This window comes from Burkholderia latens, from assembly GCF_902499045.1.
Classification (GTDB): Bacteria; Pseudomonadota; Gammaproteobacteria; order Burkholderiales; family Burkholderiaceae; genus Burkholderia; species Burkholderia latens.
In genome coordinates this window covers 1-20,855 of sequence record NZ_CABVPL010000060.1, presented here as the reverse complement: position 1 = coordinate 20,855, position 20,855 = coordinate 1, and the positions used below count along the sequence as shown (strand labels likewise).

Genomic DNA, 20,855 nt, shown 5'->3' with positions numbered 1-20,855 from the left:
TTCGCGCACCTCCCCGTGTCTGCCCCCTCCCGTGCGGGACGCCAGCTTCGTCATGGAGATGTCCCCCAATATGAAGAACCCGCACCGCATCGCGGTCATCGCCGGCGACGGCATCGGCAAGGAAGTGATGCCCGAAGGCCTGCGCGTGCTGCGCGCGGCCGCCGACCGCTTCGACATTCCGCTGGCGTTCGACGAATTCGGCGACTGGTGCACCGATCACTACGTTCGCCACGGCACGATGATGCCGGCCGACTGGGCGCGGCAGATCGGCGCGCACGACGCCATTTTCTTCGGGGCGGTCGGCGCGCCCGACATCGTGCCGGACCACGTCGCCGTGTGGGAATCGCTGATCAAGATCCGGCGCGAGTTCGATCAATACGTGAACCTGCGCCCGGTCCGCCTGATGCCGGGCGTGCCCGCGCCGCTCGCGGGGCGCCAGCCGGGCGACATCGATTTCATCGTCGTGCGCGAGAACACGGAAGGCGAGTATTCGTCGGTGGGCGGCCGGATGTTTACCGGGACCGACCGCGAGATCGCCGTTCAGCAGTCGGTTTTCTCGCGCGTCGGCGTCGACCGCGTGCTCAGGTTCGCGTTCGAACTCGCCCGCTCGCGCCCGCGCAAGCAGCTGACGGCGGCGACGAAATCCAACGGCATCTCGATCACGATGCCGTTCTGGGACGAGCGTCTCGCGGAGATCGCCCGGTCGTTCCCGGACATCGAAACGCGCAAATATCACATCGACATACTGTGCGCGCACTTCGTGCAGAATCCGGATCGCTTCGACGTCGTCGTCGCGTCGAACCTGTTCGGCGACATCCTGTCCGATCTCGGCCCCGCGTGCACCGGCACGATCGGCATCGCGCCGTCGGCGAACCTGAACCCGGAGCGACGCTTCCCGTCGCTGTTCGAGCCGGTGCACGGCTCCGCGCCCGACATCGCCGGCCGCGGGATCGCGAATCCGATCGGTCAGATCTGGTCGGCCGCGTTGTTGCTTCAACACCTCGGTCGCGGCGAATCGCGCTACGAAGCCGCGGCCGCCGAAATCGTCGGCGCGATCGAGTCCGTGCTCGCCGCCGGCCCGCGCACCCGCGACATGGGCGGCACGGCCACCACCGAAGAACTGGGCGCGGCGATAGCGCACACCGTCGCGAATCCCGCATCGATCGAGGAATGACCCATGCAATTTGATCACTACATCGACAACGCGCGCGTCGCGCCGAATACCGGCGAGCGGATCGACGTCATCGACCCGAGTACCGGCGAACCGTTCGCGACGATCGCGCGCGGCGATGCGACGGACGTGCAGCGCGCCGTTTCCGCGGCCCGGCGCGCGATGGGCGACACGCTGGACGGCCCGTGGGCGAAGCTGTCGCCGGTCGAGCGCAGCAACCTGCTGTTCGCGTACGCGGCGGCGGTCTCGCAACATGCGGACGAACTCGCGCAGCTCGAAGCGCGCGACACCGGCAAGGCGCTGAACACCGCGCGCACGGATGCGGCGGTGCTCGCACGCTACCTCCAGTACTACGCCGGGTGCGTGGACAAGCTCCACGGCGACACGCTGCCCTACACAGCCGGATTCACGGTATTGACGGTGCGCGAACCGATCGGCGTGACGGGCCACATCATTCCGTGGAATTACCCGATGCAGATCTACGGCCGCTCGGTCGGTGCGTCGCTCGCCGCCGGCAATGCGTGCGTGGTCAAGCCGGCGGAGGATGCGAGCCTGTCCATCCTGCGGCTGGCCGAAATCGCGGCCGACGTCGGCTTTCCGGCCGGCACGGTCAACGTCGTCACGGGCCTGGGCGGCGAAGCCGGCGCGGCATTGTCGGCCAATCCCGGCATTCGTCACATCTCGTTTACCGGATCGACCGGAACGGGCGCGCTGGTCGGCCGCGCGGCCGCCGAGCGTCACTGCCCGGCCGTGCTGGAGCTGGGCGGCAAGTCGCCGCAATTGCTGTTCGACGATGCCGATCTCGACCAGGCGCTGCCCGTCATCGTCAACGCGATCGTGCAGAACGCAGGGCAGACCTGCTCGGCCGGCAGCCGCCTGCTCGTCCAGCGCAGCGTCTACGAGCGTGTGCTCGATCGTCTTGCGCAGCAATTTGCGCGGCTGCGTTCGGGGCCGCCGTCGATGAATCTGGAGATGGGGCCGCTCGTCAATGCCACGCAGCATGCGCGCGTGCGCGCCATCGTCGAGCGCGCGCAGGCGGACGGCATTCGCGTGGCGGCGCGCGGCACCATCGCGGCCGGCGCATCGGCCGCCGGCTACTATCACGAAGCAGTGCTGTTCCGCGACGTGCCGCCCGACAGCGAACTCGCACAGGAGGAGGTGTTCGGCCCGGTGCTCGCGGCCATGCCGTTCGACGACGAAGACGCGGCGGTCGCGCTTGCGAACGGCACGCAGTACGGCCTCGTCGCGGGCGTCTGGACCCGCGACGGCGCCCGCGCGCTGCGGCTCGCGCGCAAGCTCCAGGCCGGACAGGTATTCATCAACAACTACGGCGCCGGCGGCGGCGTGGAGTTGCCGTTCGGCGGCGTGAAGGCAAGCGGATATGGCCGCGAGAAAGGCTTCGAGGCGTTACTCGGCTTTACCGCGCTGAAGACCATCGCGATCAAGCACGATTGAGGGCCGCTCGCGTCGCTGTCGAGCGAAAAACGGGGAGGTTCGCGCGTAAAAACCGGTGCGCACCATCGCGGTACGACCGGCGCGGCCGTGAAGACGCCCCGCCGTTTTGATCGTGCGCGCGCCGTGCCGCAGCGCGCGCACCGTCCCCGCCTTCAGCCGAACAGCTTCATCGCGGTCGTGAGCGTATTCACGACGCCCCACGCGAGCGGAACCAGCACGTACAGCCAGAACACGGCAAGCACCGCCTTGTTGGTCGAGCGAGTCGAAGCAACCGTTTCATTCATTTTCGCGTCTCCGGAATTTACTTGCCCGCATCGAGTTGCGCATCGGTCATGTGATGGCGCTCGTCGACGCGCTTGACGAACAGGTTGCAGACGAAACCGATCACGAGCAGCGACGCCATGATGTGAACCGTCATCGTGTACGCATCGGCCTTCACGACACCGTGCGCGACTTCATATGCGCGGATGTAGTTGACGAGCACGGGCCCGGCGATACCGGCCGCGGCCCACGCGGTCAGCAGCCGGCCGTGGATGCCGCCGACGTACGCGGTGCCGAACATGTCCGCGAGATACGCGGGCACCGTCGAAAATCCGCCGCCGTACATCGACAGGATCACGCAGAACGTCAGCACGAACAGCGCGATCTGCCCGGACGCCGCGAACAGCGGCACGCAGAAATACAGCACCGCGCCCATCGCGAAGAAGATGAAGTACGTGTTCTTGCGCCCGACCCAGTCCGACGCCGACGCCCACACGAAGCGCCCGCCCATGTTGAACAGCGACAGCAGCCCGACGAAGCCGGCCGCAGCCGCGGCGCTGACCGCGCCCTTGAAGCTCTCCTGAATCATCACCGACGCCTGCCCGATGATCCCGATCCCGGCGGTCACGTTGAGGAACAGCACGAGCCAGATCAGGTAGAACTGCGGCGTCTTCAGCGCCTGGTCGATGTGCACGTGATTCGACGTGATCATCTTGTGCTTCGTCACCGCGGGCGGCGTCCAACCTGCCGGCTTCCAGCCGGCGGGCGGCACGCGGATCGCGAGCGCGCCGATCGACATCGAGATGAAGTACGCGATGCCGAGCACGACGAACGTCTCGGCGACGCCGACGCTCGTCGCGCTCTTGAAATGATTCATCAGCGCGACCGACAGCGGCGCGGCGATCATCGCGCCGCCGCCGAAGCCCATGATCGCCATCCCGGTCGCCATCCCGCGGCGGTCGGGAAACCAGCGGATCAGCGTGGACACCGGCGATACGTAGCCGAGCCCGAGCCCGATGCCGCCGACCACGCCGTAGCCGATGTACAACAGCATGATCTGGTGCAGCTTCACGCCGAGCGCGGAGATCAGGAAGCCGCCGCCGAAGCAGCATGCGGCCGTGAACATCGTGCGGCGCGGGCCGACGCGTTCGAGCCACTTGCCGGCGAACGCCGCGGACAGCCCGAGGAAGAAAATCGACAGCGAGAAGATCCAGCCGAGCGTGGTGAGCGACCAGTCGTCGGGCGTGGATTCGGTGATGCCGATCACTTTCGTGAGCGGGCCGTTGAAGACCGAGAACGCATAGGCCTGGCCGATGCACAGATGCACGGCCAATGCGGCCGGCGGGACCAACCATCGCGAAAAACCGGGTTGGGCGATGGTCGCTTCCTTCGAAAAGAAAGACGCGGCGCCTGCGCGGGCGCCGGGATCGGTAACGCTGCTCATCAGTGGTGGCTCCGTTGGGGATCGTGGTCGATCCGTTTTGTATGTCGGCGTGTCGACGGGGCGTGGTCCTCGCCTGTCCGATCGGTGCCGGGCCATATGAAGTACGGGAGCATATGCAACGGCACGTCCGGGTCGATTTGCCAGCCGCTTTGGTATCGGCTTTGAGGAAATTAGTTCATGAGCATCGCGGATTCAATATGCTATTTTTTATCCTATTCAGGATGACGGGGTGACGACGCCCGTCGGGATTCGTCCATCGTCGCCGTCGGCCGGCCCGGACGCGGATCCGAAGCCGTGCGAAAAGGCCGAGGCCGCCTGCCCGCCTCCTGACGATCGATCATCCAGCCGGGATAGCTCGGCGGCAACGCACTCACGGCGTCCAGGCGCGCAAGCTCGTCGTCGGTCAGCACGACCTCCACTGCGCCGAGATTGTCTTCCAGCTGTTCGACCCGCTTGGCGCCGATGATGACGCTCGTGACATGCGGCTTCGCGAGCAACCACGCAAGCGCGATCTGCGCGACCGACACGCGTCGCGCGTCGGCGATGGCGCGCATCTCCGCCACGCATGGCCACGCACGCTCGAGGTCGACCGGCGGAAAGTCGAAATGGCTGCGCCGTGACCCTTCGTCGGCGGATGCGCCGGGGCCGAACTTGCCCGACAGCAATCCGCCGGCGAGCGGCGACCAGACGAGCATCCCCAGCCGCTCTTCCACCGCGAGCGGCACCAGTTCGCGCTCCACGTCGCGCCCCGCGATCGAGTAGTAGGCCTGCAGCGTCTCGAAGCGCGTCGCATGCAGCGCCTGGCTCAGCCCGAGCGCCTTGCCGATCTTGCCGGCGCGCCAGTTCGACACACCGACGTAGCGAACCAGCCCCTGACGCGTCAGGTCGTCGAGCGCGCGCAGCGTCTCTTCGATCGGCGTGACCGAATCGTTCGCGTGGATCTGATAGAGGTCGATGTGGTCAACCTGCAACCGTTCCAGGCTGCGCTGCACCGAATCCATGATGTGCCCGCGCGATGCGCCCTGGTCGTTGGGCCCCGGGCCCATCACGCCGGCCGTCTTCGTCGCCAGCACGATGTCGCCGCGCGGCACGCCGAGGTCGCGCAGCGCCTGTCCGACAAGCCGTTCGGATTCGCCGAACGAGTAGATGTCGGCGGTATCGATGAAGTTGATTCCCGCGGCCAGCGCGCGGGCGATGAGCCGGGTCGCATCGTCCTGGCCGACCGCACCGATCGCCGCCCACATGCCGGCGTCGGCATTGCCGCCCAAGGTCATCGTGCCGAGGCACAGTTCGGAGACGTACAGGCCGGTGCGGCCGAGTTGCTTGTATTTCATGATCGTGTCCACGAGGATCGGAGGGGAAGCATGCGGTGGCGTCCGCGCGGGTACGACGCGCACACGGGAATGTCAGTCGAGCCGGGCTTGCGCTGCATGAAACTGTCCGGCGATCGTCGCGACGCGTGCACCGTAGAGGCGGGCCGTCTCGAGATCGCCCGGCGACATCTCGTCGGGCGACGCATCGGCCGGCGTCTGCGCCATCGGCGCGAGATAGGAGCCCATGCGGTTCAGGTCGTCACGCAGCGACGCCCTCAGGTTTGCCGGCTTGATGTCCATGCTCACCCAGATGCCGCCGTGCTGCCCGGCGAGCAGCACGAAGTACTCGAGCGTGTTCAGCTTGTCGCCGTTGATGCTCGCGCTGTTCGTGAAGCCGCCGAAGATCTTGTTGCGCCACGCGCCTTCGAACCACGCCTTCGACGACGCATCGGCGAATTTCTTGAACTGCCAGCTCGGGCCGCCCATGTACGTCGGCGAGCCGAACAGGATCGCGTCGGCGCTCGCGAGCGTGTCCCACCCGTGTTCTGCAATGTTGCCGTCGGCATCGATCGCGACGAGCGCGGCGCCGGCGCCTTCGGCGACCGCCGTGGCCATCCGGGCGGTGTGCCCATAACCGGAGTGGTAGACGACGGCCGTTTTGGCCGGCGACGTGGGTTGCGTCATGGTTGCGTCCTTTTGCTCAGTTGGTCATCGGGCGACGACATCGACAGGCACTCTACTGAGTCGCAATTGAGTTATAAATGACGATCGATTGAACGTACTGTTACTCACAGAGTGAACAATGCAAAACCTCGATGCGCTGTTGATCTTTGCCCGTGTCGCCGAAATGTCGAGCTTCACGCGGGCAGCCGAAAGCCTCGGCATCCAGAAAGGCCGTGTGTCGATGGTGGTCCGCGCCCTCGAACGCGACGTGGGCGTTGCGCTGCTGCATCGGACGACGCGCAGCGTGCAGCTGACCGAAGACGGCCGCGCGTTCTATTCACGCGCTCGCGACCTGCTGGCCGAGGTGCAGGAACTGCAGTCGATGTTCTCCGGCGACGGCACGCGCCTGCGCGGACGATTGCGCGTCGACATGCCGACCGAGCTTGCGCGCAGCGTCGTGGTGCCGGCGCTGCCGGAACTGATGGCCGCGCATCCGGAGCTGGAACTGGAGCTGTCGAGCACCGATCGCCGTGTCGATCTCGTGCAGGAGGGATTCGATTGCGTGATCCGGCTGGGGCCGATCGTGGACGAGACGCTGATTGCGCGGCCGCTGGGCCGGCTGCGGATGATCAATGCGGCGAGCCCTGGCTATCTGGCGCGGTACGGCGTGCCGCACCGGCTCGACGATCTGCTCGCTCAGGGACACCGGATGGTCCACTACACGCTGACGCTCGGCGCGCGCCATCCCGGCTGGGAATATCCGACCGGCGACGGCTATGCGACGCTCGCGTTGCCGAGCGCGATGCAGGTCAACAACGTGCAGACCTATCATGCGGCCGGGCTCGCCGGGCTCGGACTGATCCAGGCCGGATATTCCGGGATCGCGAGCCACATCGAAAGCGGCGCGCTGGTGGAGGTGCTGCCCGATCTGCGCCCGGAGCCGCTCGCGGCGTCACTCGTCGTCGCCCATCGGCGCAACCTGTCGCCGCGGGTGCGGGCGTTCATGGACTGGATCGAGGGCGTGCTGCAACCGTATTTCGCTTAACTCGGCGCCTTTCAAAATCGAGCGTCACGGACCGCCGCGCGGCTACGCCGGCAAAAGACCGGCTTTGCGATAGTTGCCGATCAGTGCGTCATAGAGGGCGAGATCGGAACGACTGTGGGCGATCAGTTGGGCGCCGGCGATGGCGGCAAAGATGGCGCGCGCGCGCGGTTTGCTCTCCCGGGGCCCGACCACCGCCGCCGCCGACAACACCTTGCTCAGCCATGCCACGTTCACGTCGGCGAAGGTCCTGACTTCCTTCATCACGACTTCCGGCAGATCGTCGATCTCGGCGGCCATGAAGCTGCAAAGGCATATGCGGTTGCCGGTCTCGAGCGCCTTGCGGAACGTCTCCGGATAGCGACGCAGGCAGTGCAGCGGATCCTGCGAGCGGGTCAGCATGTCGTCCAGCGCCGCCGCGGATTCCTCCCAATAACGCCTCGCTACCGCCGCGCCGAGATCGGCCTTGCTCTCGAAGTGGTGGTAAATGCTCGCCGCCTTGATGCCGACTTCGTCGGCGAGATCACGATAATTCAACCCGCCATAGCCGTGCGTTTGCGCGAGCCTCGTCGCAGCGATCAGGATTCTCTCTCTCGAGTTCGGACTCGCATCGTTTCTCACTGCTTCGGCCTCCGCGAAGACGGGTGTTGACACCGCGGATTCTACCTCATATGGTAAACCTAACGAACGTTAGGTTTGTTCGTGGGTGACCCGTCTTTCGGGCCGCCCTATCCGATGCAACCGCCCCAGGAGCCCCCCAATGACTTCCAATACCGTCAGTTTCAACGCAGCGTCATTACCCGCGATGAAGGTCCACGACTTCCCGACCGGCCCCTATCCGACACGCGTTCGTATCGCGCTGGCCGAGAAAGGGCTGCAATCCTGCGTCGAATTCGTGATGGTCGATCTGTACAAGGGGGAGCATAAAAAGCCGGCGTTCATCGCCGACAAGAATTATTCGGGCACGCTGCCGGTGCTGGAACTCGATGACGGAACGTGTATTGCCGAGTGCACCGCCATCACGGAATACCTCGACGCACTCGATGGCGTACCCACGCTCACCGGCAGCACGCCGCGCGAAAAAGGCATCATCCACATGATGAGCAAGCGCGCCGAGCTGGAGCTGCTCGACGCCATCAGCGTCTACTTCCATCACGGCACGCCGGGGCTCGGCCCCGATGTCGAGACGTATCAAAACCCGGAGTGGGGATTCCGTCAGCGCGACAAGGCGCTGAGGGGCATGCATTACTTCGATGCGGTTCTGCGAAGACAACCGTATGTCGCGGGCGATACTTTCTCGATGGCCGACATCACCGTCATCGGCGGATTGATCTTCGCGATGCTCGTGAAGCTGCCGGTGCCGGACGAATGCAACGCGCTTCGCGCCTGGTACGCGCGCATGCGCGAGCGTCCGAGCGTCAGGAATCAGCCTGTGTTCGCGACGCGCTGAGCCACAGCGGAAGCCGGGTACATACGTCAAGTCGCGGCGCGTGGTTTCATCCCGGCGCCTGGCCGGCAGCCTCGCTCGCCACGCGTTCCATCCATCGCGTGAACACGGACACCGCGGCATCGTCGGCGCGATCGGCGTTCGCCACCAACGTGTAGTCGTCGGCGCGCCAGACGGGCGATGCGATCGGACATACGAGGCGCCCTTCCGCCAGATCGCGGCCGATCAGCGGCAACGATGCCAGCGCCACGCCGAGACCTTCGATGGCAGCGCCCAACTGAAGATTCACGTGATCGAACTCGACCTGGCGCGCGGGCCGCAGATCGGAAGCCCCCGCTTCCTTCAACCACTGCGCCCACGCGGAACGCGTCGTGGCCGAATGCAGCAGCGTGTGGTGGCGCAGGTCGGCCACGCTCTGTATCGGGTGCTTGCGCAGCAATGCAGGATTGCAGGCAGGCACGCGCAGGTCGGGCATCAACGGGCGCGACACGATACCCGCGCCTTGCTCCGCGCCGGACCGAACGCCGATATCGAACGCGTCGGCGACATAGCGCAGCTTGCGCGATGTCGTCGACACCCTCACGTCGATGTCCGGATAGCGCGAATGGAAATCGGCGAGCCGCGGCAGCAGCCAGCACAGCGCGAAGCTCATCGGCACGTTCACGCGCACGACGCCCGATATCCGGTGCGCGACCATGTTGTGGCGCAGCCGCCCCGCCGCGGCACCGAGGCGCTCGAATGCGTGACTGACGTCGTTCAGCAACGCGGCGCCTTCGTCGGTCAGCACGACACCGCGCGGACGACGGTCGAACAACGGCACGCCGAACCAGTCTTCCAGCAGCCGGATCTGCTTTCCGACGGCCCAATGCGTGACGTGCAGTTCCGCCGCCGCGCCCGCGAAGCTGCCGTGCCGCGCGACCGCGTCGAACGCGCGCAACGCATTGAGCGGGGGCAGCTCGTCCCGGTTCCTCGCACCTGGGCTTTCGTTCATGACGTGACTTTTTCTCTCCGTTGACGCGATTTTAGCTCAATTGAAATGGCCGTCACGTCGGCCATAGAATTGACCGGCCCAGCCCGAAAACCCCCACCACGAGCGGCTTGCGCCGGCGCTCGTGCGGAGAGAACGACGATGCCCTTGCCGGCTTTTTCCCCTCCTGCGATGCCGGAGACTGCGCAATCACGACCGCGCGTGCTGTGGCTGTCCTGCGTTGCGCACGCGATCCACGACGGCTATACGGACATGATTTACGCGTTGCTCCCCGTGTGGCAGTCGGAGTTCGGGCTCGACTTTGCGGCGCTGGCAATCCTGCGCGGCGTATACGCCGGCACGATGGCGGCGCTGCAGCTGCCGGCAGGACGTCTCGCGCAACGTCTGGGCAGTCGCGTGCCGCTCGCCGGCGGCACGCTGCTCGCAGCGCTCGGCTATGCGCTCGCCGGCGTGTCGGGCGGCTTGCTCGGGTTGTGTATCGCGCTGGCGATTTCGGGCGCCGGGTCCAGCACGCAGCATCCGATCGCATCGGGCGCGATCTCGCGCACCTATGGCCGCGACGCGAGAGGTCCGCTCGGCATCTACAACTTTTCCGGCGATCTCGGCAAATCCGCGCTGCCGGCCGCCATCTCGCTGCTCGTGACCATGATGCCGTGGCGGCACGCGCTGTGGATCGTCGCCGGAGCGGGCTGCGTCATTGCCGCGATCATCGCATTCCGGTTTCCGGCTGTGCCGCGGGGCCCCGCGAAGACGACGAAGAACGGGCACGCGTCCATTGCACGCAAACGCACCGGAGGAAGCGGATTCTCCGCGCTGTTTTCCATCGGCGTGCTCGATACGGCCGTACGCATGGGACTGCTCACCTTTCTGCCTTTCCTGCTCGGCGCGAAGGGCGTTTCGCCTCAGCTGGTGGGCACGGCCCTCGCGCTGGTGTTCATCGGCGGCGCGGCCGGCAAATTCGTGTGCGGATGGCTCGGCGCGCGCATGGGCGTGGTGGCGACGGTGCTGCTCACGGAGGGCGGGACGGCCGCGTGCATCATCGCGGTGATGTATCTTCCGCTGCCGCTGACGATGGCGCTGCTGCCGATCCTGGGCATGATGCTCAACGGCACGTCGTCGGTGCTGTACGGCACCGTTCCGGAGATGTCCGCGCCCGATCGCACCGAGCGCGCATTCGCTATTTTCTATACGGGGACGATCGCGTCGGGCGCGATATCGCCCGTCCTCTACGGTTTGCTCGGCGACCGGATCGGCGTGCATGGCGCCACGTACGCCACCGCGTTGACCGCGCTGGCGATCTTTCCGCTCACCCTCGCACTGCGCCCGCATCTGCGGACGATCGAACAGGATGAACACCATGGCCGAGTCTGACTACCCGACCGTTGCCATCGTCGGCCCGGGCGCAATCGGCACGACCGTGGCCGCGGCCCTTCATGAAGCCGGCCGCACACCGGTGATCTGCGGCCGCTCGGCGCACGATCGGCTCACGTTGCGCGCCGATGGCGGCGAGATCGTCGTGCCCGGGCCCGTGCACACCGATCCGCATGCGGTCAAAGAACGGTTCGATCTCGTATTCGTCGCGGTCAAGTCGACGCAGGTCGCGAGCGCCGCACCGTGGCTCGCAGCGCTGGGCGATGCGAACGCCGTTGTCTGCGTGCTGCAAAACGGCGTCGAGCAAAAGGCCGCCTTCGCACCCTATTCGGCCGGCGCAGCGGTCGTGCCATCGATCGTCTGGTTTCCTGCGCAACGCGAATCGGGCGCGTCGGTGTGGCTGCGCGGCGAGCCGCGCGTCACCGTGCCCGACACGCCGGCGAGCAACGTGGTGGTCTCGGCGTTGCGCGGCACGCGATGCGTAGTCGAGGTTGCGGAGGATTTCGTCTCGCTCGCGTGGCGCAAGCTCTTGCAGAACGCCGTGGCGGGCCTCATGGTGCTGACCGGCCGCCGCGCCGGCATGTTCTCGCGAAGCGACATCACCGAGTTATCGCTTGCGTATCTGCGGGAGTGTCTCGAGGTCGCCCGCGCGGAGGGAGCGAAGCTGGGCGATGAAGTGCCGCAGGAGATCGTCGACGGATTCCATCGCTACCCGCCCGACCTGGGCACGTCCATTCTGGCCGACCGGCAGCACAATCGCCCGCTCGAATGGGACTGCCGGAACGGGGTCGTGCAGCGGTATGGACGATCTCACGGGATTCCAACGCCGATCAGCGACCTGATCGTGCCGCTACTCGCGGCCGCCAGCGATGGTCCGGGCTGACTGCACGAGGCCCGTACTCGAGCCGACCGGCGCGAACCTCGGTGCTCGGCGTGTTTGCAGCGCCCGGATATCTCGCGCTGGCGGGCACGACGGCGCATCCGTCGGAACTCGAAAACCCGCATCACCGGATCGCCGGATTCTCGTGGCGACGCGCGGGCCGTCTCCATCCGCTCGCGCTGCATCGCGGCGACGAGACGGTGAAGGTGCAAAGCGGCTACGCGCTTGCGGTGGACGACGGCAATGCCTATCTGGCGGCCGGCGTCGCAGGCGTCGGCATCATGTGGCTGCCCCTCTATATGGGGAAAGCGCATCTGGCGCGCGGCGAGTTCGTCCCGCTGTTCGAGGGCTGGCGGATCGACCCGATGCCGCTCTACATCGCGTATCCGCCGAACCGCCATGTGAGCGCAAAACTGCGCGTGTTCATGGACTGTGCAGCCGAACTGATGAACGAAGCCCGGCCCGCCCGGGCGCGCGCTTGACCCGAATCAACCGCCCGGGCCGCCGCCGTCGAACGTGAGCCGGCCGGCGTGAACGTCTGTCGCCATCACGTCGCGCGAACGTCTGTCGTCGCATGACAAACCCCTATCCTTGTGCGAGAATCCGCCGAACATTTTGCTTACCAATTGTTAAAGCGGCAGCGGACCGTCGGATCGGAAAAATTTGCGCACCACGTTTCCGAAAGAGATAACCGATATTCGCCGCGGGTAACGTCCGCGCGACGCGGCCGAACCGTTGAAACGCCATCGATATACCTGCAGCCTGACGAGGGCATGGCAACCATGAGCATCGCGATGCCGAGAGCCCGGCAGAACGCCCTTAAACATGCACGATCCTTACCTGAATTTGCGCCCCGACGCGCTCCCTGCCCCGGCGTCGCCCGCCACACGGTCCCGAGCGCGAAGGTCCGCCGCGCGTGGCTTGAGCGCGCGGCACCTTCGACGCGCGTGCGTGCTCGATCCGTGCGTGCGTCGTTTCCCGCGGTTTGATATTTCCCGATAGGGCACGGAATCAGGCGCCGCACGCCTGTGCCTCTGTCGGGCCCGGTTGACGCAGACGTCGCGTCCATCGGCCCGGCAACGTACGCGCGATCCGTTCGCGCGGCGAGGAACGGCTCGTGCATCGCCCGCGCACCGCGCGATCGCGTGCCCGACGGCGGCGTGACGACGCGACCGTGTCGCTCCGTGCCGATGACAAGGATGTCCCCAGATGCGTGTGCTGATAGTCGAAGATGATCCCGTCCATGCGAAAGCCGCGGCGCGGGTCGTGGAACCGCTCGGACATGAAGTGGTTGAAGTGCGTGACGGCGCGTCGGCGCAGGAACTGTTGCGCGCGGAGCCGTTCGATCTCGTGATGCTGGACTGGCTGCTGCCTGGAATGAGCGGTTTCGAAGTGCTGTACTGGATTCGCCGCACGCTCGGCACGTCGCCGGCCGTGCTGTTCGTGACGAGCAAGACACTGGAAGACGACATCGTGCTCGCGATGGACGCCGGCGCCGACGACTACATCGCGAAGCCGTTTCGCGTCGCCGAACTCGCGAGCCGCGTGAACGCGCTGTTGAAGCGCTCGACGCGCGATACCGACCGCTTCGGCGTGATCCGCGCGGGCGACTATGTGCTGAATCCGCGCGAGCGCACGATCCTGCTGCGCGGCGCGCCGATCAAGCTCACGCCGAAGGAATTCGACCTCGCCGAGCTCTTCTTCGCCAACCTCGGCAAGCTGCTGTCGCGCAAGCTCGTCTGCATGAGCACGTGGGGACGCGAGCTCGATCCGGAATCCCGCACGCTCGATACCCACATCTACCGGATACGGCAGAAGCTCGAACTCGGGCCCGACAACGGGTTGCGCCTGAGTTCCGTCTACACGCACGGCTATCGCCTCGAAGCGGTGCCGTCGGCTCGCGATCGCGCAGGCGCGTCGCCGCACCACGTGCCGCTCGTGCAGCCTGCGTCGCCGCCTCCGCTGACGCCCGCCGGGTTCGAGTGCGAGTGAGGCCGCCGTCACCGGACACGCTCCGCGATGAGTTACCTGTGATGCTTGCCGACGATGCGCGCATACCCGGTGGTTTCATGCGCGAATGCATCGTGACGGGTGCGCTCGTGCTGCTGCTGTGCGCAGCGCTGACGGCGTCCGGCGCGCTGCGTCGCGCGGACCTGTTCTTCTTCGACGTCGTGCAGCCGCTGCTGCAGCGGCCGTCGCCGCACAAGATCGTGCTGATCGCGATCGACGCCGCGAGCGCGAAGGCGCTCGGCGGATGGCCCGTCAAGCGCGCCGATTACGCGACGCTGATCGACCGGCTGACCGCGGCGGGTGCGGCCGCCATCGGGCTCGACGTCGCGTTGACGCATCCGGGCAGAATCCTGCCCGCCGGCGACGCGTGGCTGGCGAGCGCGATCGAACGCAATGGCCGCGTCGTGCTGCCGGCCGTCGTGGCCGACGACGACGGCGACGGGTTGCCGAACGTGGCGCCGCCGCTCGAGCCGATCGCGCGCGGCGCGTTCGCGATCGCGCACGTGAACGCCGCGCCGGACGCGGATGGCGTGTCGCGCAGCTTCTATCTGCGCGAAGGGCCCCCGAACATCGACTACGAGCACATGAGCGCATCGCTGCTCCGTGCGAGCGGCGTGCCGTTCGACGAGTGCGACGAGGCGCCGGTACGGCGCGACGTTCGCTGGACCGGCGCATGCCGCCGCTACGTGCCGCTCGGTTCGGCGCCGTCGTATCACACGATTCCCTTCGTCGACGCACTCGAAGGCCGCGTCGATCCCGGCCTGCTCAATGACGCGATCGTGCTCGTCGGCCCGACCGCGGGCACCGCCGATACGCACTTCGTCACGCCGGGCTGGGAGCCGCCGTCGCGCGCCGGCGTCGAGTTCGTCGCGCAAGCCACCTACGCGCTCGCGAGCGGCTCGCTCGTGCGCAGCGCATCGTGGGTCGCCCAGTTTCTGTTCAGCGTATCCGTGTTGCCGTGGCTTTGCGCGGCGCTGTGCGCGCTCGGCCCGCGCGCCGCGCTGCTCGCGTGCGCGGCGATCGCAGCCGCCGCATGCACCGTGTCGCTGCTGATGCTGAAGACTGCGCATCTGTTCTGCTTTCCGGCCACCGCGGTCGCCGCGTGCTTGCTTGCGTACGCGCTCAGCGCGTGGCGGCGGCAGGAAACGTTGCTGCGCTATCTGACTCGTGAAGCCGAACGCGCGATCGCGGACCCGTATCTGCCCGGCGACGCGCCCGCGCCCACGGACGCGATCGATCCGTTCCGCCGGCGCGTGATCGTGATGACCGCGATGATCGCGCGCCTGCGGCGCTCCGCGCACCTGATTTCCGAATGGATCAACAGCCTGCCCGAAGCCACGCTCGTCGCGTCCGGTTCGGGCGCGGTGATGCTTGCGAACCGCCGCGCGCTGACGCTGTACGAGACGGAAGCAGCGCAGCGCGGTTCGCCGCCGCCCGCCACCGGCCGCCATGCGGCGCACGTGCTGCGCGAGATGACCGCGTCGAACGACGCGGCGCAATACGTGCAGCGCGCGCTGCGAACGCTGGCCGAACACAACGGCGTCGCGCCGGCGAGCGAATCTTCCGCGCGGATGGACGGCATCGAGATCGTCGACGCGAAACAGCGCTCGTTGCTGGTGAAATGCGCGATCGTGCCCGCGCACGAAGGAAGCGCCGCGATGCTGATCTTTCACGTGGCGGACGTCACGCCGATGCGCGCCGCGGAACGCCAGCGCGATACCGCGTTGCGCTTTCTGTCGCACGACATGCGTTCGCCGCAGGCCGCGATACTCGCGCTGATCGACCAGCGTCGCGAAGCGCCGGCTTCGCTGCCGGAAGCACGGTTCACCGATCTCGTCGGCCACTACGCGCGCACGACGCTCACTCTCGCCGACCAGTTCCTGCTGCTCGCGCGCGCGCAAGCACGCTCGGCGAAAGCGACGGAAGTCGATCTCGCGCCACTGCTCGGCGACGCCACCGACGATATGTGGGCGCATGCAAACACGAAGCGGATCAAGATCCGGTTGATCGCGGAACCGGGGATGCTCGTCGTCGCCGATGCGCTGCTGCTGCGTCGCGCATTCGCGAATCTGATCGACAACGCGATCCGGTTCAGCCCGGAGGGCTCGACAGTGACCGTCGAGGCCGGCGAAAACGATGAACGCTGGCGCGTGACGGTTGCCGATACGGGTATCGGTATCCCGGAACATCAATTGCCGAACCTGTTCACCGAGTTTTTCCGCGTCGACGCGAGCGGCGCGACCGCCGGGCATGGCCTCGGGCTCGCGTTCGTCAAGCAGGTGGTCGACGCGCTCGGTGGTGAAATTCGCGTCGAAAGCGCGGTTGGACGCGGGTCGGTATTCACACTGCTGCTCCCTCGAAACGGCGCTCGCCGCGACGATTGAAAATCGGGCGTGCGGCGCTCGCTGTAATTTTTTCCTATTCGCCATTGACCTGAAAGCGCCCGCGCAAGCTCACGCCGCCGCACGGCGATATCGCCATTTCCTCGCTTTAAAAGTCTTACGGCTTTTCCTTGCATATCGACGGTTATCCGCCCCGGTCGAAATTACGGTCTTTTTGTTGTTAAAAACCATCGCGGATGACCGAAATCGGCGCGTTAGACGGGTAATCGACATGCCGTCCGGCCGCACCATCAGCGGCTCGCGGGCGTTCGTTTTCTTTGTTCACATTTCATTCACAATTATTCAGATTTGCGCCCTCTCGCGCCGGTATACGTTTCCCTTATTCTACGGATCAGCGGGTTCTTGCCCGTTTCGATTAATTGAATTTGCACTTGAAAAGGCATAAAAAATTCGATTGGCTTAATCGCGTTTTTCACCTGTCGACGGTAATCGATTGATCGAAATCGGCTTTTCGCAAGACCCCGTTTCCCGATAAATACAGTTTTCACACGGCTCGACGGACATTCCGCGCACCCGGCATTCCTGGCTGGCCCGGTGCGTGGATGGCGCGCGCCGCTTACCGGCAGAAATCCATGAATAAAACTTACCGCACTGTGTGGAATGCGGCACGCGGCGCAATCGTCGCGGTATCCGAACTCGATCGGGCCAACGGCAAGGGCAAGGCCGGTGCCGGAGCCCGAGCCGTCGCGCGTGGCACCGGCACGTCGGCCGCGCTCAAGTCCGTGTCGCTCGCCGTGCTCGGCAGCATGGCGATGTGGTCGGGCGGCGCGGCGGCTCAGGTGGCGGTTTCCGGCACGAACTGCCCGGGGACGGCAACAGCGACGACGAGCAACGGCATTGCGATCGGGTGTACGACAACAGCGAGCGGCATCAATTCGGTCGCGGTTGGCGTGAGCGCAGTCGCGAATAATACGGGCGCAATGGCGTTGGGGGCCCTCGCGCAGGCGACGAGTACCGGTACGGTTGCATTAGGCAGTAACTCAACCGCTTCGAGTGGCAATGCGGTCGCGGTCGGCTATCAGTCGACCGCGTCGGGCACGAACTCGATGGCTTTGATGGCGAACGCCAGGGCAAGCGGTACGCAATCGATCTCGATCGGCACGAACAGCGGCTCGTCCGGCGTGACGTCGGTTGCGCTCGGCGCAGGAGCCACGGCATCGGCCGACAATGCGGCGGCGCTCGGCAGTTTCGCGAACTCGGTGAGCGCGGGCTCGGTCGCCGTCGGCGCGGCGACGGCCGGCTCGACCTCGAGCAACGACACAAACAACATCGCAATCGGCCCGAGTGCCTTTGCGACAGGTGGCGCGGGGGCCGCCACGCACGGCTCGGGGCAGGCTATTGCGATCGGTGACTCGTCGTCCGCCACCGCGCTGCAGGCGATCGCATTGGGCGGGAACGCGATGGCTTCGGCGCAGGACACGTTCGCAGCCGGCGCAGGCGCGACGGCTGCCCAGCAAGGTGCGATCGCGCTGGGCACGGCGGCCAGTGCGGGCAACCAGTACGCGATTGCGCTCGGTTGGCAATCCATCGCGACCGGGTTTTACGGTGTTGCGATGGGTATCGGTTCGCAAGCTACGGCAGCCAACACCGTTGCCCTCGGCCCAAATGCGCAGGCAACGAACGCAGCTGCTACCGCGGTCGGCAACGGCGCGAAAGCGAGCGGCAACACGTCCCTCGCGATCGGCGGCCAGGCGCTCGCGATCGGCGACGGCACCGTCGCTGCGGGCCAGGGCGCCGGCGCAGGCTCGACGACCGCCAACACCGGCTCGGTCGCCGTCGGTATCGCGACCGGCACGCTCGTAAGCGGCGCGCAGAACACCGCGATCGGCGGCGGCATCGCGAGCGCGATGCGCGGCGCGGGGTCGGGCGTGACCGGCACGCGTAACGTTGCAATGGGCAGCGGCGACGGCACCGTCGCGTACGACGGCACGCTTTCGGCGTCCGCGGGCAGCCTCGTATCCGGCAACGACAACATCGCGATCGGCACCAATGCGGGGATCGGTGTTACCGCGAACGGCACCACGTCGATCGGCCTGAACGCAAAAGCCCTGGGCTCGGACGGCATCGCGGTCGGCCGGGGCGCGCAAGCCATCGGCTCCGAAGCGCTGAGCATCGGCACGGGCGCAGGCTTCGGCTCGACCACGGCCAACACGAGTTCGGTCGCTGTGGGGATCGCGGCGGGCGCGCTCGTCAGCGGCGCGCAAAACACCGCGATCGGCGGCGGCATTTCTAGCGTCATGCGCGGCGCGGGCGCCGGCGTGTCGGGTACGCGCAACGTCGCGCTGGGCAGCGGCGACGGCACCGTCGCGTACGACGGCACGCTCGCGGCTTCCACGGGCAGCCTCGTATCCGGCAACGACAACATCGCGATCGGCACCAATGCGGGGATCGGTGTCACGGCAAGCGGAACCACGTCGGTCGGCCTCAATGCGAAGGCTTCGGGCACGAACGCCATCGCGATGGGCGCGGGCGCGCAGGCAACCGGCGCGAACACGCTGAGCATCGGCACGGGCAACGTCGTCAGCGGCGCGAACTCGGGCGCGATCGGCGATCCCAGCACCATCACCGGTTCGGGCTCCTATTCGCTCGGCAACAACAACACGATCAATTCGAACAACGCGTTCGTCGTCGGCAACGGCGTGTCCGTGCCGACCGGTCTCGACGGTTCGGTCGTGCTCGGGAATGCTTCCACCGTCTCGGCTGCGGTGGCCGTCCCGAACACCGCGATTCGCGGCACGACCTACACCTTCGCGGGCGGCGCGCCCGCCGCGGGTGACGTCGTCAGCGTTGGGTCGGCCAGCGCACCCCGCCAGATCCAGAACGTCGCGGCGGGGCGGATCAGCGGTTCGTCGACCGACGCCGTCAACGGCTCACAACTTTATGCGACCAACCAGGCAATCACCGCGCTCGGCGCCAGCATCTCGGGTGCGACACCCCATTACTGGAGCGTCAACGACAACGGCATCCATGTCGGTAACTACAACAACGATGGCGCTACGGGACAGAGCGCCGTCGCCGCCGGCCCCGATGCGTTGGCGGGCGGCGCGAACGCGGTTGCCCTGGGCCGCACGTCCAACGCGTCGGGATTGTCCGCGATAGCGTTGGGGCAGCGAACCGCGTCCAGCAACCAGAACACAATTGCTATCGGTACGGATGCGGCCGCAAGCGGCGTTTCCTCGGTGGCCATCGGCGCGCTGACCAGTGCGATAGCGGACGCGAGCGTCGCGGTCGGCATCAATACTCATGCGACGGGAAACCGATCGTCCGCTTTTGGCCGGGCGTCCAATGCGAAGGGCGACGACTCCGCGGTCGTTGGCGCTTTTGCCCTCGCCACCGGCCTGGGCTCGTCCGCACTGGCTTCGCTCGCCCAGGCCACGGCCGACGGCGCGACCGCGGTCGGCTATCAAGCAACGGCATCGGGGACCAACGCGTCGGCGATCGGCATCAGCGCCGTGGCCGGCGGGGCGAACGCGTTTGCCGCCGGTCAACAAGCCAACGCCAGCGGCGACGGGGGCATCGCCGTAGGCAGTGCGGCGGTGGCTAGCGGCGCAAACGCGGTGGCAATGGGCACCGGCGCGCAGGCGTCCGGCGCGAACTCCATCAGCATCGGCACGGGCAACGTCGTCAGCGGCGCGAACTCGGCGGCGATCGGCGATCCGAGCACGATCACCGGCTCCGGCTCGTATTCGCTCGGCAACAACAACACGATCAATTCGAACAACGCGTTCGTCGTCGGCAGCGGCGTGTCCGTGCCGACCGGCCTCGACGGTTCGGTCGTGCTCGGCAACGCGTCGACGGTGTCGGCCGCGGTGCAGACGCCCAGCGCCGTCATCGGCGGGACCACGTACAACTTCGCCGGCGGTACGCCGGCGGCCGGCGACGTGGTGAGCGTCGGCTCGGCCTCAGCGCCGCGGCAGATCCAGAACGTCGCCGCCGGCCGGATCAGCGCGACTTCGACGGACGCGATCAACGGCAGCCAGCTCTACGGGACGAATCTGGCAATCGACTCGTTGTCGACGTCGACGGCATCGAGCATCACGTCGCTGTCCACGTCGACTTCGACGGGCATCGGCTCGCTGTCCACCGGTTTGAGCTCGACCAACAGCGCGATCACGTCGCTGTCGACGTCGACGTCGACGGTCGTCGGCTCGCTGTCCACCGGCATCGGTTCGTTGTCGACGGGCCTGAGCACGACGACCAGCACGATCACGTCGCTATCGACCGCGACGTCGACCAGCATCGGTTCGTTGTCCACCGGCCTGAGTTCGACCAACAGCTCGATCACGTCGCTGTCAACCGGACTGTCCAGCACCGACAGCAACCTGGCTTCACTGTCCACCGCGACGTCCACCGGGATCAGTTCGCTGTCCACCGGCCTGAGCTCGATCACGAACAACAACACGAACCT

General features: G+C 66.7%; 16 protein-coding genes. 10 read left to right on the top strand and 6 right to left on the bottom strand.

Translation table 11 applies throughout. The annotated features are described in order from the left end of the window. The first annotated feature begins 70 nt into the window (after positions 1-70). Positions 71-1,174 carry a tartrate dehydrogenase gene (locus BSE24067_RS28695; protein ID WP_151063231.1) on the top strand — a complete coding sequence of 368 codons (1,104 nt, stop codon included), beginning with the start codon at positions 71-73 and terminating at the stop codon, positions 1,172-1,174. Positions 1,175-1,177: 3 nt separating this feature from the next. Next, positions 1,178-2,626: an aldehyde dehydrogenase family protein gene (locus tag BSE24067_RS28690; protein WP_151063230.1), complete on the top strand. Its 1,449-nt coding sequence runs from the start codon at positions 1,178-1,180 to the stop codon at positions 2,624-2,626. Between the two features lie 152 nt (positions 2,627-2,778). Here the strand turns inward: BSE24067_RS28690 and BSE24067_RS28685 are convergent, their stop codons facing one another. From BSE24067_RS28685 to BSE24067_RS28670, 4 genes are all read right to left on the bottom strand, one after another. Next, complete coding sequence (locus BSE24067_RS28685) at positions 2,779-2,910, bottom strand: MFS transporter small subunit (protein WP_151063229.1); 132 nt, start codon at positions 2,908-2,910, stop codon at positions 2,779-2,781. 17 nt (positions 2,911-2,927) lie between these two features. Further along, complete coding sequence (locus BSE24067_RS28680; protein ID WP_151063228.1) at positions 2,928-4,331, bottom strand: L-lactate MFS transporter; 1,404 nt, start codon at positions 4,329-4,331, stop codon at positions 2,928-2,930. 212 nt (positions 4,332-4,543) lie between these two features. Beyond that, on the bottom strand, positions 4,544-5,665 hold the full coding sequence (locus BSE24067_RS28675; RefSeq protein ID WP_244130525.1) for an aldo/keto reductase: 1,122 nt from the start codon (positions 5,663-5,665) through the stop codon (positions 4,544-4,546). A gap of 72 nt (positions 5,666-5,737) precedes the next feature. After that, positions 5,738-6,328 (bottom strand): flavodoxin family protein, encoded by a 591-nt coding sequence (locus tag BSE24067_RS28670; protein WP_151063226.1) that lies wholly within the window; start codon positions 6,326-6,328, stop codon positions 5,738-5,740. 118 nt (positions 6,329-6,446) lie between these two features. Here BSE24067_RS28670 and BSE24067_RS28665 point away from each other — a divergent pair, with 118 nt between their 5' ends. Then, positions 6,447-7,352 (top strand): LysR family transcriptional regulator, encoded by a 906-nt coding sequence (locus BSE24067_RS28665; protein WP_151063225.1) that lies wholly within the window; start codon positions 6,447-6,449, stop codon positions 7,350-7,352. A gap of 42 nt (positions 7,353-7,394) precedes the next feature. Here BSE24067_RS28665 and BSE24067_RS28660 read toward each other — a convergent pair whose 3' ends face one another. Next, positions 7,395-7,970, bottom strand: a complete 576-nt coding sequence (locus BSE24067_RS28660) for a TetR/AcrR family transcriptional regulator (RefSeq protein ID WP_151063259.1) — start codon at positions 7,968-7,970, stop codon at positions 7,395-7,397. 139 nt (positions 7,971-8,109) lie between these two features. Between BSE24067_RS28660 and BSE24067_RS28655 the strand changes: the two genes are divergently transcribed. Beyond that, on the top strand, positions 8,110-8,799 hold the full coding sequence (locus BSE24067_RS28655; RefSeq protein WP_151063224.1) for a glutathione S-transferase: 690 nt from the start codon (positions 8,110-8,112) through the stop codon (positions 8,797-8,799). A 46-nt stretch (positions 8,800-8,845) separates the two neighbouring features. On the opposite strand, the gene gcvA is transcribed toward BSE24067_RS28655, so the two are convergent. Next, positions 8,846-9,787 carry a transcriptional regulator GcvA gene (gene gcvA / locus BSE24067_RS28650; protein WP_151063223.1) on the bottom strand — a complete coding sequence of 314 codons (942 nt, stop codon included), beginning with the start codon at positions 9,785-9,787 and terminating at the stop codon, positions 8,846-8,848. A gap of 138 nt (positions 9,788-9,925) precedes the next feature. Between gcvA and BSE24067_RS28645 the strand changes: the two genes are divergently transcribed. The 6 genes from BSE24067_RS28645 to BSE24067_RS28620 all read left to right on the top strand — a co-directional run. After that, the gene (locus tag BSE24067_RS28645; protein WP_151063222.1) at positions 9,926-11,155 is read left to right on the top strand and encodes an MFS transporter; all 1,230 of its coding nucleotides are present in this window, start codon (positions 9,926-9,928) and stop codon (positions 11,153-11,155) included. Then, positions 11,142-12,038, top strand: a complete 897-nt coding sequence (locus tag BSE24067_RS28640) for an oxidoreductase (RefSeq protein WP_151063258.1) — start codon at positions 11,142-11,144, stop codon at positions 12,036-12,038. Before BSE24067_RS28645 ends, BSE24067_RS28640 begins: the two co-directional genes overlap by 14 nt. Next, positions 11,924-12,517: a LysR substrate-binding domain-containing protein gene (locus BSE24067_RS28635; RefSeq protein ID WP_151063221.1), complete on the top strand. Its 594-nt coding sequence runs from the start codon at positions 11,924-11,926 to the stop codon at positions 12,515-12,517. The genes BSE24067_RS28640 and BSE24067_RS28635 overlap by 115 nt, the downstream gene beginning before the upstream one ends. Before the next feature lie 727 nt (positions 12,518-13,244). Then, positions 13,245-14,027 (top strand): response regulator transcription factor, encoded by a 783-nt coding sequence (locus tag BSE24067_RS28630; protein WP_151063220.1) that lies wholly within the window; start codon positions 13,245-13,247, stop codon positions 14,025-14,027. 41 nt (positions 14,028-14,068) lie between these two features. Beyond that, a complete protein-coding gene (locus BSE24067_RS28625; protein WP_151063257.1) occupies positions 14,069-16,429 on the top strand; it encodes a CHASE2 domain-containing protein in 2,361 nt (786 codons plus the stop codon). A gap of 560 nt (positions 16,430-16,989) precedes the next feature. After that, a partial coding sequence (locus BSE24067_RS28620) for a beta strand repeat-containing protein (RefSeq protein WP_174904937.1) occupies positions 16,990-20,855 on the top strand: 3,866 nt, incomplete at its 3' end.

Excerpts from the sequence above, each read along its gene's own strand:
- BSE24067_RS28695 (WP_151063231.1), top strand. The coding sequence starts at position 71 with ATGAAGAACCCGCACCGCATCGCGGTCATCGCCGGCGACGGCATCGGC.
- BSE24067_RS28690 (WP_151063230.1), top strand. The coding sequence starts at position 1,178 with ATGCAATTTGATCACTACATCGACAACGCGCGCGTCGCGCCGAATACC.
- BSE24067_RS28685 (WP_151063229.1), bottom strand. The coding sequence starts at position 2,910 with ATGAATGAAACGGTTGCTTCGACTCGCTCGACCAACAAGGCGGTGCTT.
- BSE24067_RS28680 (WP_151063228.1), bottom strand. The coding sequence starts at position 4,331 with ATGAGCAGCGTTACCGATCCCGGCGCCCGCGCAGGCGCCGCGTCTTTC.
- BSE24067_RS28675 (WP_244130525.1), bottom strand. The coding sequence starts at position 5,665 with ATGAAATACAAGCAACTCGGCCGCACCGGCCTGTACGTCTCCGAACTG.
- BSE24067_RS28670 (WP_151063226.1), bottom strand. The coding sequence starts at position 6,328 with ATGACGCAACCCACGTCGCCGGCCAAAACGGCCGTCGTCTACCACTCC.
- BSE24067_RS28665 (WP_151063225.1), top strand. The coding sequence starts at position 6,447 with ATGCAAAACCTCGATGCGCTGTTGATCTTTGCCCGTGTCGCCGAAATG.
- BSE24067_RS28655 (WP_151063224.1), top strand. The coding sequence starts at position 8,110 with ATGACTTCCAATACCGTCAGTTTCAACGCAGCGTCATTACCCGCGATG.
- gcvA (WP_151063223.1), bottom strand. The coding sequence starts at position 9,787 with ATGAACGAAAGCCCAGGTGCGAGGAACCGGGACGAGCTGCCCCCGCTC.
- BSE24067_RS28645 (WP_151063222.1), top strand. The coding sequence starts at position 9,926 with ATGCCCTTGCCGGCTTTTTCCCCTCCTGCGATGCCGGAGACTGCGCAA.
- BSE24067_RS28640 (WP_151063258.1), top strand. The coding sequence starts at position 11,142 with ATGGCCGAGTCTGACTACCCGACCGTTGCCATCGTCGGCCCGGGCGCA.
- BSE24067_RS28635 (WP_151063221.1), top strand. The coding sequence starts at position 11,924 with ATGGGACTGCCGGAACGGGGTCGTGCAGCGGTATGGACGATCTCACGG.
- BSE24067_RS28630 (WP_151063220.1), top strand. The coding sequence starts at position 13,245 with ATGCGTGTGCTGATAGTCGAAGATGATCCCGTCCATGCGAAAGCCGCG.
- BSE24067_RS28625 (WP_151063257.1), top strand. The coding sequence starts at position 14,069 with ATGCTTGCCGACGATGCGCGCATACCCGGTGGTTTCATGCGCGAATGC.